Source organism: Planktotalea sp. (assembly GCF_050633725.1).
GTDB lineage: Bacteria > Pseudomonadota > Alphaproteobacteria > Rhodobacterales > Rhodobacteraceae > Planktotalea.
In genome coordinates this window covers 81,143-94,115 of sequence record NZ_JBOEHB010000008.1, presented here as the reverse complement: position 1 = coordinate 94,115, position 12,973 = coordinate 81,143, and the positions used below count along the sequence as shown (strand labels likewise).

General features: G+C 54.3%; 13 protein-coding genes. 6 read left to right on the top strand and 7 right to left on the bottom strand.

Annotation, left to right across the window (positions count from 1 at the left end; all coding sequences use genetic code 11):
• Positions 1 to 64 precede the first annotated feature (64 nt).
• The 7 genes from ACRBCU_RS08980 to ACRBCU_RS08950 all read right to left on the bottom strand — a co-directional run bounded on the left by ACRBCU_RS08980 (position 65) and on the right by ACRBCU_RS08950 (position 6,894).
• Positions 65 to 898, bottom strand: a complete 834-nt coding sequence (locus tag ACRBCU_RS08980; RefSeq protein ID WP_431365044.1) for an NAD-dependent epimerase/dehydratase family protein — start codon at positions 896 to 898, stop codon at positions 65 to 67.
• Positions 899 to 985: 87 nt separating this feature from the next.
• Positions 986 to 2,191 (bottom strand): NAD(P)/FAD-dependent oxidoreductase, encoded by a 1,206-nt coding sequence (locus ACRBCU_RS08975; protein ID WP_431365043.1) that lies wholly within the window; start codon positions 2,189 to 2,191, stop codon positions 986 to 988.
• Positions 2,188 to 2,580 carry a rhodanese-like domain-containing protein gene (locus tag ACRBCU_RS08970; RefSeq protein WP_431365042.1) on the bottom strand — a complete coding sequence of 131 codons (393 nt, stop codon included), beginning with the start codon at positions 2,578 to 2,580 and terminating at the stop codon, positions 2,188 to 2,190. Before ACRBCU_RS08970 ends, ACRBCU_RS08975 begins: the two co-directional genes overlap by 4 nt.
• An 18-nt stretch (positions 2,581 to 2,598) precedes the next feature.
• Positions 2,599 to 3,777 (bottom strand): CaiB/BaiF CoA transferase family protein, encoded by a 1,179-nt coding sequence (locus tag ACRBCU_RS08965; protein WP_431365041.1) that lies wholly within the window; start codon positions 3,775 to 3,777, stop codon positions 2,599 to 2,601.
• A gap of 1 nt (position 3,778) precedes the next feature.
• Positions 3,779 to 4,930, bottom strand: coding sequence for an acyl-CoA dehydrogenase family protein (locus ACRBCU_RS08960; protein WP_431365040.1), 1,152 nt, complete (start codon positions 4,928 to 4,930; stop codon positions 3,779 to 3,781).
• Positions 4,923 to 5,789: an FAS1-like dehydratase domain-containing protein gene (locus ACRBCU_RS08955; RefSeq protein ID WP_431365039.1), complete on the bottom strand. Its 867-nt coding sequence runs from the start codon at positions 5,787 to 5,789 to the stop codon at positions 4,923 to 4,925. The genes ACRBCU_RS08960 and ACRBCU_RS08955 overlap by 8 nt, the downstream gene beginning before the upstream one ends.
• Before the next feature lie 148 nt (positions 5,790 to 5,937).
• The gene (locus ACRBCU_RS08950; RefSeq protein ID WP_431365038.1) at positions 5,938 to 6,894 is read right to left on the bottom strand and encodes an L-malyl-CoA/beta-methylmalyl-CoA lyase; all 957 of its coding nucleotides are present in this window, start codon (positions 6,892 to 6,894) and stop codon (positions 5,938 to 5,940) included.
• 289 nt (positions 6,895 to 7,183) lie between these two features.
• Between ACRBCU_RS08950 and dgcN the strand changes: the two genes are divergently transcribed.
• The 6 genes from dgcN (at position 7,184) to ACRBCU_RS08920 (ending at position 12,971) form a co-directional block, all read left to right on the top strand.
• Positions 7,184 to 8,185: an N-acetyltransferase DgcN gene (gene dgcN / locus ACRBCU_RS08945; protein WP_431365037.1), complete on the top strand. Its 1,002-nt coding sequence runs from the start codon at positions 7,184 to 7,186 to the stop codon at positions 8,183 to 8,185.
• A gap of 3 nt (positions 8,186 to 8,188) precedes the next feature.
• Entirely contained in the window at positions 8,189 to 9,154 is a 966-nt protein-coding gene (gene dgcA, locus ACRBCU_RS08940; protein ID WP_431365036.1) for an N-acetyl-D-Glu racemase DgcA, read from the top strand.
• Positions 9,155 to 9,157: 3 nt separating this feature from the next.
• Positions 9,158 to 9,781, top strand: coding sequence for a cysteine hydrolase (locus ACRBCU_RS08935; protein ID WP_431365035.1), 624 nt, complete (start codon positions 9,158 to 9,160; stop codon positions 9,779 to 9,781).
• 31 nt (positions 9,782 to 9,812) lie between these two features.
• Positions 9,813 to 10,676 carry a D-amino-acid transaminase gene (locus ACRBCU_RS08930; RefSeq protein ID WP_431365034.1) on the top strand — a complete coding sequence of 288 codons (864 nt, stop codon included), beginning with the start codon at positions 9,813 to 9,815 and terminating at the stop codon, positions 10,674 to 10,676.
• 182 nt (positions 10,677 to 10,858) lie between these two features.
• Positions 10,859 to 12,301: an OmpA family protein gene (locus ACRBCU_RS08925; protein ID WP_431365033.1), complete on the top strand. Its 1,443-nt coding sequence runs from the start codon at positions 10,859 to 10,861 to the stop codon at positions 12,299 to 12,301.
• A gap of 19 nt (positions 12,302 to 12,320) precedes the next feature.
• Complete coding sequence (locus tag ACRBCU_RS08920; RefSeq protein ID WP_431365032.1) at positions 12,321 to 12,971, top strand: hypothetical protein; 651 nt, start codon at positions 12,321 to 12,323, stop codon at positions 12,969 to 12,971.
• Positions 12,972 to 12,973 lie beyond the last annotated feature (2 nt).

Sequence of the window (12,973 nt, the reverse complement as noted above, 5' to 3'; positions counted from 1 at the left end):
CTTAGTTGATCAAGGATGAGTCGTCCATAGTATACCGTTGTATGCATTGCCGCATTGCAGAGGTTTACGCGCGTTCGTCTTCGATTGTCATTCCGGCATTCCCACTGTGGCCAAGCGCAACGGATGCAAAAGCACCGCCGTGACACATTTGCCCCGCGTCGCTTGGGTCTGAGGGCTGTGCGTTCGCAAGGATCTCGGGTGCAAACTGTTCGGCATTGTCCTTTGGACGATAGCCCAGAAATGCGGCTTGAGAGTTATCAACCGGCACACGGTCATTGTTGGATACGCCATAAACGACTGTGAAACCTGTAATTGGCGTTTCGATTGCGCGTCGTACGAGCTGGTGTAAATCATCATAGCTTAGCCAAGACCCCAGTGAACGGGTATTGTTTACTTTGGAACAGCTTAGAATGCGCAGACATACGGCTTCGATGCCGCGTTTTTCCCAAACCATGCGGGCGAGATCTTCAGCAAAACACTTGGCCAACCCATAATAGGTGTCAGGACGGTGTTGCACGTTTGTGTCGATAAATTCCGTCTTAGGATACATGCCGACCGCATGGATAGAAGAGGCGTAGACGACCCTGCGAATGCCGTTTCGATGTGCCGCCTCCCAGATATTGTAAACTCCAATGATGTTGGATTGCAGGATTGCATCGAATTCGGTTTCATCCCCAATCGCGCCAAAGTGGACGATCATATCGGCCCCTTTGGTAAGTTCTTCGATGGCGGCGAGATCGTTCAAATTCGCTTGGATGAAGCGCTCGCTGTCCAAGAGCGGGCCCTGTATTGGAACGATATCGGTTGAAACCAATTCCTTGCATAGTTTTGCAAGCGGTTCTCTTAGGCTTGAGCCTAGCCGACCTGCAGCGCCTGTAAGCACGAGTTTATTCAACATCTACGTGATCCTTGTCTTCGCGGCGCTGCCAGAAGGACACGCGCCTTACTTGATGTTGCGCCGTAGGGTGCGTGGTTTCACGCACCGCTAGATGATCGCTTTCTCTTCAAAGGCTTGCCCTTTGGCAATCCGCTCAAATCCAAAGGGAGACATATCAAGCGCGCGATATTCGCCATAGGTGATCCACTCGGCAACAGCGCGTCCCATTGCAGGGCTTTGCTGTAGGCCGTGTCCTGAAAACCCGTTGAGGAAAATGAAATTTTCGATCTCAGGGTGCGGGCCAAGTACAGCGTTTTGATCAAGCGTATTATAGGCGTAGTGTCCCGCCCATTCGCTGACCACTTTAAGCGCGTCGAACTGAGGGATGCGTGTGGCGATAATTGGCCAAACATGGTTCTGCCAACGGCCATGATCCATCGCGAAATCGTTTGGATCAACGGCAATGTCATCTTCAAGTTCGGGCGGCGCGCCAGCAAGGTATGTGGTGGGTCCGTCCTGACGGAAATGCACGCCAGAGGGATCAATCGTCAGCGGCAGTTCTTGATCGAGCGGATACTCAGCGCTGAAAATCCACGTAAAGCGTTTGCGCGGCTCGACGGGCAGTTCAATTCCCGCCATTTTCGCCGTAAGCGCGCCGCGCGGACCAGAGGCATTCACAACCTGTCTACAAGCAATGACGTCGCCGCTTTCAAGCGTAACAGAGGTGACTTTGCTATCTGTCACGTCCATCGCGACGACGCGGTTCGTGACATACTCAACGCCGCGATCTTTGGCCGAACGTCTCCACCAGTCAAAGACCGTGCCGCCGTCCCAATAGCCTTCGTCCTTTAGATTGATTGACCCGAGCAGAACATCATCGACGTTGTAAAACGGATAGCGCGCTTTGATCTCATCAGCGGTCAAAAGCTGGGTTTCCGCGCCTGCTGCTAGCTGAACCGCTTGGTTCTCGCGCAGCGTATTTGCGAAACCCTCGTTGTCGGCGAGGTACATGTAGCCGTAATTCTGAATGTCCAACTCAGGGACGCGCGTATCGCCGCCCATATTGCTGCGTAGGTTCTTTACGAAATCGGCGGCGAATTGCGAAATACGCACGTTCAGTTCATTCGAAAACTGCTGACGCATGCAAGAATTGGTGTGTGCCGTTGAACAATTGGCGTAGCTGCTGTCCATTTCAACAACCAAAACAGAGCCATCAAAATCGGGGTTTTCAGTGAGAAACCAAGCTGCGGACGATCCCATCATCGCGCCGCCGATGATGACGACATCGTAGCTGGATTGGGAGGGCGCGCTCAATTTTTATGCTCCACGGGACCGCCTTGGGCTTCCCAAGTCGAAAATCCTTCGCGCAAATGCGCCGATTCAAAGCCCATTGCATTCAAAGTTTGGCAGGTCAAAGCCGAGCGCCAACCAGAAGCGCAATGAAAGACAAATTTCTTGTTCTCTCCAAAGATCGGTTTGAAATACGGGCTGTCGGGATCGACCCAAAATTCGATCATCCCGCGCGGTGCGTGAAAGCTGTTCGGGATGAAGCCACTGCGCTGGCGCTCTCGCACATCGCGAATGTCAACGATGACCACATCGGGATCATTTAGCATCGCGATAAGATCAGGCGTTTCGATTTCCTGAATTTCGCGGCGGGCGTTTGCGACCATTTCGGCAACAGTGACTTTAAGCTTTGCCAATACCTCGTCCTTTTCGATCTAGATCACTCTTTGCTCAGAAAGCGCATCAATCTCGGACTTGTCCAGACCTAATTGCGTTAGAATTTCGCGGCTGTGCTGGCCAATTCCCGGGATAGGGTCCATGCGCGGTTCCGCATTGCCTAAACCGCCGGGCGGAAGCAACGCCGGGATAGAGCCCACGGGCGATTGCACGTTGCGCCAACGCGCGCGTGCCTCAAGTTGGGGGTGTGCCCAAAGGCCGGCCATATCGTTCATGCGCGCGTTTGCGATTCCTACTGCGCTGAGCCTTTCAACCACTTGCTCGGCGCTCCATTCAGAAAACGCCTTTATGATGATCGCGGTCAGGTCCAGCTTATGCGCTGCGCGCGCGTGATTGCTTTCAAAACGCGGATCATTTTGCAACGCTGGCGCTTGCAGGATGTCGGTACAAAAAATCGCCCATTCGCGCTCGTTCTGAAGGCCCAGCATGACCTCTTTTCCATCTCCCGCCATGAACGGTCCATAGGGGAAGATCGTAGCGTGCGCTGCGCCCGCGCGCGCAGGCGGCGTTGCGCCATCGGTGGCGTAATACATCGGATAGCCAATCCATTCAGCAAGGGCTTCGAGCATCGAGATGTTGATTTCCACGCCTTTGCCCGTCTTCCCGCGTTGCAAAAGCGCAGCGAGGATATTGCTGTAGGCATACATACCTGCCGCGATATCACCAACGGAGACACCTGCTTTGCTCGGATGCGTTTCGGTTCCTGTGATCGACAGAAAACCAGCTTCGGCTTGCACCAAAAGATCATAGGCCTTGCGATCGGTTTCTGGGCCATCAGGGCCATAGCCAGAGATATTGCACAGGATCAGTTTGGGGTGGTCCGAGTGGAGCGTTTCAAAGCCAAGTCCCATGCGGTCCGCTGCGCCGGGCGCGAGGTTTTGGACAAGCACATCGGCCTGCGCAATGAGTTTGCCAAGAATGTCTTTGCCCGCAGGTGATTTCAGATCAAGCGTCAGGCTTTCCTTGGAGCGATTGGTCCACACAAAATGCGAGGACATGCCGCGAGCGCGGGTGTCGTAAACACGCGCGAAGTCACCGGTTCCGGGGCGCTCGATCTTGATCACCCGCGCGCCAAGGTCAGCCAGTTGACGCGTTGCAAACGGCGCAGCGACAGCGTGCTCAAGCGCGATGACGGTGATCCCTTCTAATGGCAGCATGTTAAAACGACCTCGGCAGGCCAAGGATATGCTCGGCAACGTAGGATAGGATCAGGTTGGTCGAGATTGGCGCAACTTGGTAAAGTCGCGTTTCGCGGAACTTGCGCTCGACGTCGTATTCATTGGCAAAGCCAAACCCGCCATGAAATTGAATACATGCGTTGGCAGCTTCCCAACTGGCTTTTGCCGCAAGATATTTCGCCATATTCGCCTGCGCGCCGCAGGGCTGGCCTGAGTCATAAAGGCGGCACGCCTCAAAGCGCATCAGATTGGCCGCTTCGATTTCAATGTGGGCTTCTGCGATAGGAAACTGCACGCCTTGGTTTTGTCCGATGGGGCGCCCGAAAACTTCGCGATTTTTGGCGTATTCGGTCACCTTTTCTGTGAACCAATATCCATCCCCGATACATTCGGCGGCAATCAACGCACGTTCCGCGTTCAACCCGTCTAGAATGTATTTGAACCCCATGCCTTCTTCGCCAATCAGGTTTTCAGCGGGAATTTCCAGGTTATCAAAGAACAATTCGTTGGTTTCGTGATTGACCATATTCGGAATCGGTTTCACCGAAAGGCCGTTGCCAATCGCATCGCGTAAATCGACGATAAAGATCGACATGCCGCGCGATTTCTTAGTGACCTCGGAGAGTGGCGTCGTGCGGGCCAGTAGGATCATCAGGTCAGAGTGTTGAACGCGCGAAATCCAGACCTTCTGCCCGTTGATCACATATTTATCGCCGCGTTTTTCAGCTTTGGTTTTGATCTTGGTCGTGTCTGTGCCTGTTGTTGGTTCGGTCACGCCCATGCTTTGCAGCCTTAATTCACCAGCAGCAATCTGGGGTAGATACTTGGCTTTTTGCGCCTGTGATCCGTGGCGCAGTAGGGTGCCCATGTTATACATCTGGCCATGACATGCGCCTGAATTCCCGCCTGCGCGATTGATTTCTTCCATGATGACGCTGGCCTCGGTCAGGCCAAGTCCTGATCCGCCGTATTGCTCTGGGATCAATGCTGCCATCCAACCTGCTTTGGTCAGTGCATCTACGAAGGCCTCTGGATACCCGCGCTCTGCATCAATCTTGCGATGGTATTCGGGCGGGAATTCAGCGCACAGCGCGCGCACCGCATCGCGAATGTCTGCGTAAGCGTCAGTCATGCTGGGGTCCAATCGTTGCAGTGCCGTCCATCGCCAACGCGCCATCATGGCGGCGCACCCAAAGGCTAACGGTTCCATCTGTGTTTATGGTGGCGTGGGTGGAAAAGGGATGTGTGTCGAATATCGGTGCAATCGCGCGGAATTCGAAGGTGTTTATAACGGCGCTGGGCAACTCGCGGCGAATAAGATCAAGCATCAGAGTAGCGAGCAAAGGGCCGTGAACGACCAAGCCCTCATAGCCCTCTTTTTCGACACAAAATGGGTGATCGTAGTGAATGCGATGGCCGTTAAATGTTAGGGCGGAATAGCGGAACAAAAGGACGGGATCAGGTGTGATGAGGCGTTGAAATGTGCTGCGCTCAGGAGCGGTCGGCGGCGCTTTTGCGCGGCTTTGGGGCGTTGGTAAATCGCGATAGACGATGTCATGTTCTTCACTGAGGCAATGGGTGTGATCATCCCAAATGTCGTGTTGTAGGGTAACAAACACCAAATCCCCGCTGCGCCCTGCTTTATGCGACACGCGCGTCACCTCAGAGCGTTTGCGCAAGTTTTTCCCTATCCTCATGGGGGCAAGGAACTTCAGGCGGCTGCCTGCCCACATGCGGCGGGGTAGGGGAACAGGGGGCAAGAACGTGCCAAGCGCCGCATGGCCGTCGTAGCCGCTGTCCTTAAGTTTGTGCAATGGCAGGAAGTGCAGCCAATGCCAGAGCGGCGGGAGCGGATCGTTGATCTGATAGGGCGCATCGCTGCGATCCAGCGTTGCAGACAGCGCGTTTGAGGGGAACGCGGAAATGAGGTCTGTGTGTTCTTCGCTGCGCCCTTGCCACGTTTGCAGGTGCTGAATGTCGATATTGCTCATGCTCTACTTTGCTTTTGTCGCGTGGCGCAGATTGAACAGACAAGTTGATCCAAGGCAAGCGATTGCAGGCGCTGATGAAAAGCGCTGGAACGCAAAAGGGCCAGACTTTCGTCCGGCCCTGATAAGCGATCTTGAAGAGGAAAAGGGATTAACCTGCGATCATCTCGGATTGACGCACGATAACTTCCGCTTGCTTGATGGACGCGATGTCGACCAAACGGCCTTTGTAGACAGTCGCGCCTTCGCCGTTTGCTTTGGCGGTTTCCATTGCGGCAAGAATTTCACGTGCTTCGGCGACGGCTTCTTCGGAAGGTGTGAACACCTCATTCGCGAGCGCGATTTGTTTTGGGTGGATTGCCCATTTGCCGACCATGCCCAGCGTCGCAGAGCGTTTGGCCTGCGCGATGTAGCCTTCGTCATCCGAGAAATCGCCAAACGGGCCATCAACCGGAAGAACGCCGTGCGTGCGGCACGCGGCGACGATCGCGGCTTGCGCCCAATGCCAAGGATCGGACCAGTGTTTGTCGCCATCGCGGTACATGTAGTAGTTTTCTTGCGTGCCGCCGATGCCTGTTGTCGCCATGCCCATTGAGGCGGCGAAATCTGCAGCGCCAAGGCTCATCGCTTGCAAGCGTGGTGATGACGCCGCAATTTCTTCAACATGGGCGATGCCCGCAGCGCTTTCGATGATCACCTCAAAGGAAATCTTCTTGCTGCGACCCTTCGCAGTTTCAATCGCTGTGACCAGTGCGTCCACCGCATAAACGTCTTCGGCGCAGCCCACTTTTGGGATCATGATTTGATCGAGGCGGTCGCCCGCCTGTTCGAGCAGATCAACCACATCGCGATACCAGTAAGGTGTGTCGAGGCTATTGATACGCACGGACAGAGTCTTGTTGCCCCAATCAATGTCGGAAATCGCAGCAATCACGTTGGCACGCGCAATGTCTTTATCGGTTGGCGCAACGCTGTCTTCTAGGTCAAGATTGATAACGTCCGCAGCGCTTGCAGCCATCTTCGCAAACAGTTTGGTGTTTGAGCCGGGGCCAAACAATTGGCAGCGGTTCGGGCGTGAGACGGGAGTGGGTTGAAGGCGGAAGCTCATGGGAGACCTTTCGAGTAATTAAATTACGTTTTGATTGCGTTCAGGGTTATTTCGTTGCGAGGTGCAGTGCAAGTGAATTTTCTGCACCTGCATTGGATGTTGCCGCATTGCAGAGAGCCTCGCTCGAAGTTGCAAGGTTGCAGCGAATTGATGCAATAATTTTGCATGTATTTTCGATTTCCTGCAAAATTCTTTCAATATTTCCCTCAAACTTCACGACAACAAAAGAAACTCGCGACTGGTCCGCAGCAAAATGCGCGTTAACACGATAGATTCTTAGGGGACGACCATGATTGAAACACCATATCTGCTATTCTTGGGTGACGCACCGGACCAGCTCTCTGCGAAGGTTGCGCAAGGGATCAAGGACTGGCGTCCAGAGAACTCTGTTGGTCAGCTTACGCTAAAAGGATGCGGCGCTGATGTTGGTCTGAAAGAGATGACATTGGCCGAGGGAAGAGCAGCGGGTGCCAAGACTCTGGTGATCGGTGTTGCGAACCGCGGCGGTGTTATCAGCCAAGCTTGGAAAGCCGTGCTGATTGAGGCGCTTGAGATGGGATATGATCTGGCATCTGGCCTGCACAATCTATTGCGCGATGAAGGCGATTTGGTCGCTGCCGCGCAAACTCACGGTGGCACGTTGCACGACGTGCGTGTTCCAACAGTCGGGTATCCGATCGCAAACGGGATCAAGCGCACGGGTAAACGTTGCCTTGCAGTGGGTACGGATTGTTCGGCTGGTAAGATGTATACAGCGCTTGCGATGGATGCTGTAATGAAAAAGCGCGGGTTGAAATCCACCTTCCGTGCAACGGGTCAGACGGGCATCTTGATCACAGGTCACGGCGTTCCGCTTGATGCTGTTGTCGCGGATTTTATGGCGGGCGCGGTTGAGTATCTCACACCAGACAATGATGCGGATCACTGGGACATGATTGAGGGGCAGGGCAGCTTGTTCCATGTGTCCTATTCTGGCGTAACGATGGCGCTTATCCACGGCGGACAGCCTGATGCCTTGATCCTGTGCCATGAGCCAACGCGCACGCATATGCGCGGCTTGCCAACGTATACGCTTCCAACCCTTGAGGCCCTTCGCGACACCGCATTGCCGCTGGCGCAGGTGGGCAATCCAGCGTGCAAGGTTGTTGGCATATCTGTGAACACGCAGCACATGAGCGACGATGAGGCAGACGCATATTTGAAAGAAGTTGAGGACCGTATGGGCTTGCCAACCACTGATCCGTATCGTCATGGTGCAGATCGATTGGTAGATGCTCTAGCGGAAATTTAAACTATGCAAATTGACGTCACTCACGACGTGTTCAAACTCGCGCAGGTCTTTACGATCTCGCGAGGCTCGCGCACTGAAGCAAAAGTGCTGACCGTTCGCGTGAGTGACGGTGCCCATAGCGGCTGGGGCGAATGTGTTCCCTATGCGCGTTATGATGAAACTATGGAAAGCGTTGAAGCGCAAATACGCGGCTTGCCAGCGGATGTAACGCGCGGTGCGCTTTATGATCTGCTTGAAGCGGGCGCGGCGCGCAATGCCGTGGACTGCGCGCTTTGGGATTTGGAAGCCAAGCGCGCGGGTAAACCCGTTTGGGAGCTTGCGGGGCTCTCCAAGCCTGGACCAGAAATCACCGCCTACACATTGTCCTTAGACACCCCCGAAAAGATGCAAGCGCAGGCGGCAGAGAATGCCTATCGCCCACTGCTCAAGATCAAGCTTGGCACGCCAGATGACATGCCCCGCCTTGAAGCCGTGCGCAAAGGTGCGCCCAAGTCTCGGATCATCATTGATGCAAACGAGGGCTGGAGCGCGGATGTCTATGCGGAACTTGCCCCGCATTTGGTTGGTCTCGGGGTCGAATTGGTGGAGCAGCCCTTGCCTGCGGGCCAAGATGACATGCTAAGCGAAATCGAGCGCCCTCTGCCTGTTTGCGCTGACGAATCCTGTCATGACCGCGCGAGTTTGCCGAAGCTGAAAGGCAAGTATGATGTGGTGAACATCAAGCTGGATAAGACCGGTGGCTTGACCGAAGCGCTGGCGCTGAAAGAGGCGGCTTTGGCAGAAGGATACGGTGTTATGGTCGGCTGTATGGTTGGTTCTTCCTTGGCGATGGCCCCAGCAACGCTGCTGGCTCAAGGTGTTTCGTTTACGGACTTGGACGGGCCGCTATTGTTGGCCGAAGATCGCGCAACTCCGCTGCAATTTGACAGCAAGGGCGTTCACCCGCCAGAACCTGCGCTTTGGGGGTAAGAAATGGCTAACACAAACACACCTAAACGCGCGCTTATCGAGGGCAAAGCAGCCCTTATCGTGATTGATATTCAGGCCTCGACCTTTATCGACGACAGTCTCGTGCGTTCCATCGACAACATGCCGGGTTATAAAGAGCGTATGCTAGAGGCGCGCAAAGCTATTGACGGCGCGCGCGCGGCAGGAATTCCTGTGATTTTTATCCAAGAAGTGCACCGCCCGGATCTCATCGACTTTGGCCGTGAACTTGATGGTGACGAAGACGTGCATTGTTTGGAAGACAATCCCAAAACAGCGTTGGCCGTTAAAGAGATGGGAATCCTGCCCACAGATTACGTGGTACCTAAACGCCGTTACTCCGCGTTCTTTGGGACTGATCTGGAAATCCTGCTGAAGGGTCTAAAAGCGGAAACGCTGATCCTCGTTGGCGGGTTGACGGATGTATGCGTGCATTACACTTTTGTGGATGCCCATCAGCAGGACTATTTCACTCGCGTGATTGAAGAGTGCGTGGCAGGGTCCAGCATTGAGGCGCATGATGCCTCGCTCAAGGCGATGGAATATTTGCAAACTGGGGCAATCCGTAGCCTTGCAGAGGTGCTGCAAGCTATGGAAAAGACACCCTAACGCGACTGATTTACTTACAAGGACGAACCCAATGACCCGCACCGTATATGTGAACGGCGAATATCTCCCCGAAACCGAAGCAAAAGTGTCGATCTTTGATCGCGGCTTCCTCATGGCGGACGGTGTGTATGAGGTGACATCGGTTTTAGGTGGCAAGCTGATTGATTTCGATGGACATGCTGTGCGCTTGCAGCGCTCTTTGGATGAGTTGGAAATGCGTAGCCCGATTAGCAAAGATGATCTGTTAGAGGTTCACCGTGAATTGGTTCGCGCCAACGGAATTGAAGAGGGCATGATCTATCTTCAAATCACTCGCGGCGCGCCAGATGATCGCGATTTTGTTTTTCCTGATCCTGATACGACGCCCTCAACGATTGTACTGTTCACTCAGAACAAGCCGGGTCTTGCTGCGTCACCAGCCGCCCAAGAAGGTATAAAAGTCATTTCGATTGAGGATGTGCGTTGGGGGCGTCGCGACATCAAAACGGTTCAGTTGCTCTATCCGTCGATGGGTAAAATGATGGCGAAAAAAGCAGGTGTTGATGATGCTTGGCTGGTTGAGGATGGGTTTGTCACGGAAGGCACATCCAACAACGCGTATATTGTGAAGGGTAACAAAATCATCACGCGCGCGCTGTCGAACGACATTTTGCACGGTATCACCCGCGCTGCGGTGTTGCGGTTTGCGCAAGAGGCGCAGATGGAAGTTGAAGAGCGTAACTTCACCATTGAAGAGGCGATGCAGGCAGATGAAGCCTTTATTACCTCTGCGTCTACTTTTGTTATGCCTGTCGTAGAGATTGACGGTGCGCAGCTTGGCGATGGAACACCGGGACGTGTCGCGCCACGTCTGCGTGAGCTATATCTCGAAGAAAGCATGAAGACAGCAATCTAAAAGCTCTATCGAAAATTTGGCAAACCGCCTATTCTAGTGGCAACCTCGCGTGGAAACGCGAGGTTTTGTGCATTTTGGGGTTTTTACAAAGAACCTTCCCCCTTGCGCCTGCCTATTGATCTGACGTCCTATGCGCTGAGAGCATTCAAATTCGAGAATGTGTAGTGAAAAGAGGGCAAGTTATGCGGAAACTCTTAGGTGGTGTGGTGCTGGCCGCAGGTGTTGGCGCACTTGGGTATTGGGGCGCAAAAGACCACGCTTTGGACATGCAAAACGCAATTGGTGAGCGCGCGGGAGCAGCTGTTTCTAGCGCTGTGCACGCGGTGCAAACTGAAGTTACGGGTCGCGATATTCGGATATCGGGGTTGGCTGACACCGAAGCAGAACGCGAGGCGTTGGTTGCATCGCTTCACGAGGTTGAAGGTCGTCGCGTTGTGCTGGACGAGCTGGAGGTTTTGCCCGTTGCAAAGCCTTATACAATCGCGGCTACGCGCAAAGATGGACAAACCTTGATGCAAGGCAACGTTCCCTCTGAAGAAATGCGCGCAGTCTTGGCGAAAAGTGGTGCGGCGGGAGCAGAGGGTCTAACGCTTGCATCCGGCGCCCCAGAGCGTTGGGAAGCAGCAATCGGCACAGGATTAGGGGCTTTGTCGCAACTCGATGAGGGAACGACCTCGCTGACGGGCAACACGCTTCGCATCACTGGTTTGGTTGATACGCCAAATGATCGCGATACTTTGCTTGCGGCGATGGAACTGCCAGAAGGCTATACATTAGAAAGCGATATCGAGACCCGCGACGACGGGAAGCCAATTGCCTATTCGGTTGCTTACGATGCCGCAAAGGGCGTTACCGTTGACGGTAAATTGCCAAACGGTCTTGATTTACAGCAGATCGGCGCGGCGCTGGGCATTTCTGCGGTCGCTGGCAGTGCCAAAGCAGGATTGAAAGGTGAAGGTGCGCCTGCGCTCGGCATGTTGGCAAAGCTAAAGGGCTGGTTGCCCGAATTTGAAAACGCAACGCTCACAATGCAGGGTGACACGCCGAGTTTGTCAGGTGTGACCGCTCCTGGTGTGAATGCAGCGCTTGTACAAAGTAGTATTGCCGACGATTTCGACGGTTCTTTGACGCCTTCACTTACGGCGTTGACGACGACCCCTGCAAACGGGAGTGAGCGGGTGAATGCGGCGACAGGCATCTCTGAGCGATTTGAGTATGGTGCTTGGTTGCCCAAGTTCGATTTTACTCCGTCCCTCGCAAACTGCGGTGCCCAGTCGGATAAACTTCTGGCGAGCACGAAGATCAATTTCCTCAGTGGTTCAGCTGATCTTGGCCCGCAAAGCCTACGTGCGATCAACGCAATGGCTGCGGTTCTTGGCCGCTGTGTGCGAGAGGCAAATTTGGTGGCAGAGCTTGGCGGTCATACGGATAACACCGGATCGGGCAATTTCGAGCTAAGCGCAGCGCGCGCAGAAGCGGTGCGCAATGCGATGATCGCACGGGGCATCCCGGAAAACGCGCTTTCAGCCATCGGGTATGGTGCGAGTAAACCAATTGCAGACAATGCGACCGAAGACGGGCGCGCGGCAAATCGTCGGACAACAGTGCGCTGGGCGCAGCAATAAAGTGTGGAAGGATTAAGTTATGTTTCGTGAATGGGGCTTTTTGATAAGTGAAATGGTCGTTCTGATCTTACTGGCGGCTTTGCTAGGTTTGTTTGTCGGTTGGTTGATTTGGGGTCGTCGTAGCACAGTAAATGTAGATTCCGGTGAGGCCGATGGGCTACGTCGCGAGCTAGAGGCGTGCCGAGCAAAACACGCTGACAAGGACGCGCGCATTGCGACATTGCAAGCCGAGCTTGATGCCAAGGCAGAGCTGGAAGCACAGCCAGTCGCGCCTGCCGCAGTCGCCGCGCCAGTGGTTGAAGCGGCCGCGCCAGCACCTGTTGCCGAAGCGACGGACGCGGTTGACTATGATGGCGACGGCGTTCTGGAAGGCGCAAACGAGGGCACCAAGCCCGAGACTTTGAGCGAAGCGCGCAATGGTCAGGCGGATGATCTCAAGCAGATCAAAGGCATCGGGCCAAAGCTGGAGAAGCTATGCAATTCGCTTGGTTTTTATCACTTCGATCAGATCGCCAATTGGACTGCTGACGAAGAAGCATGGGTGAATGCGAACCTCGAAGGGTTCAAAGGTCGCGTAAGCCGTGACACTTGGATTGCGCAAGCCAAAGTGCTCGCAGCGGGTGGTGAGACCGAGTTCTCAAAACGTGTTGAAGACGGCGACGTTTACTAATT

Excerpts from the sequence above, each read along its gene's own strand:
- ACRBCU_RS08980 (WP_431365044.1), bottom strand. The coding sequence starts at position 898 with ATGTTGAATAAACTCGTGCTTACAGGCGCTGCAGGTCGGCTAGGCTCA.
- ACRBCU_RS08965 (WP_431365041.1), bottom strand. The coding sequence starts at position 3,777 with ATGCTGCCATTAGAAGGGATCACCGTCATCGCGCTTGAGCACGCTGTC.
- ACRBCU_RS08960 (WP_431365040.1), bottom strand. The coding sequence starts at position 4,930 with ATGACTGACGCTTACGCAGACATTCGCGATGCGGTGCGCGCGCTGTGC.
- ACRBCU_RS08955 (WP_431365039.1), bottom strand. The coding sequence starts at position 5,789 with ATGAGCAATATCGACATTCAGCACCTGCAAACGTGGCAAGGGCGCAGC.
- ACRBCU_RS08950 (WP_431365038.1), bottom strand. The coding sequence starts at position 6,894 with ATGAGCTTCCGCCTTCAACCCACTCCCGTCTCACGCCCGAACCGCTGC.
- dgcN (WP_431365037.1), top strand. The coding sequence starts at position 7,184 with ATGATTGAAACACCATATCTGCTATTCTTGGGTGACGCACCGGACCAG.
- dgcA (WP_431365036.1), top strand. The coding sequence starts at position 8,189 with ATGCAAATTGACGTCACTCACGACGTGTTCAAACTCGCGCAGGTCTTT.
- ACRBCU_RS08935 (WP_431365035.1), top strand. The coding sequence starts at position 9,158 with ATGGCTAACACAAACACACCTAAACGCGCGCTTATCGAGGGCAAAGCA.
- ACRBCU_RS08930 (WP_431365034.1), top strand. The coding sequence starts at position 9,813 with ATGACCCGCACCGTATATGTGAACGGCGAATATCTCCCCGAAACCGAA.
- ACRBCU_RS08925 (WP_431365033.1), top strand. The coding sequence starts at position 10,859 with ATGCGGAAACTCTTAGGTGGTGTGGTGCTGGCCGCAGGTGTTGGCGCA.
- ACRBCU_RS08920 (WP_431365032.1), top strand. The coding sequence starts at position 12,321 with ATGTTTCGTGAATGGGGCTTTTTGATAAGTGAAATGGTCGTTCTGATC.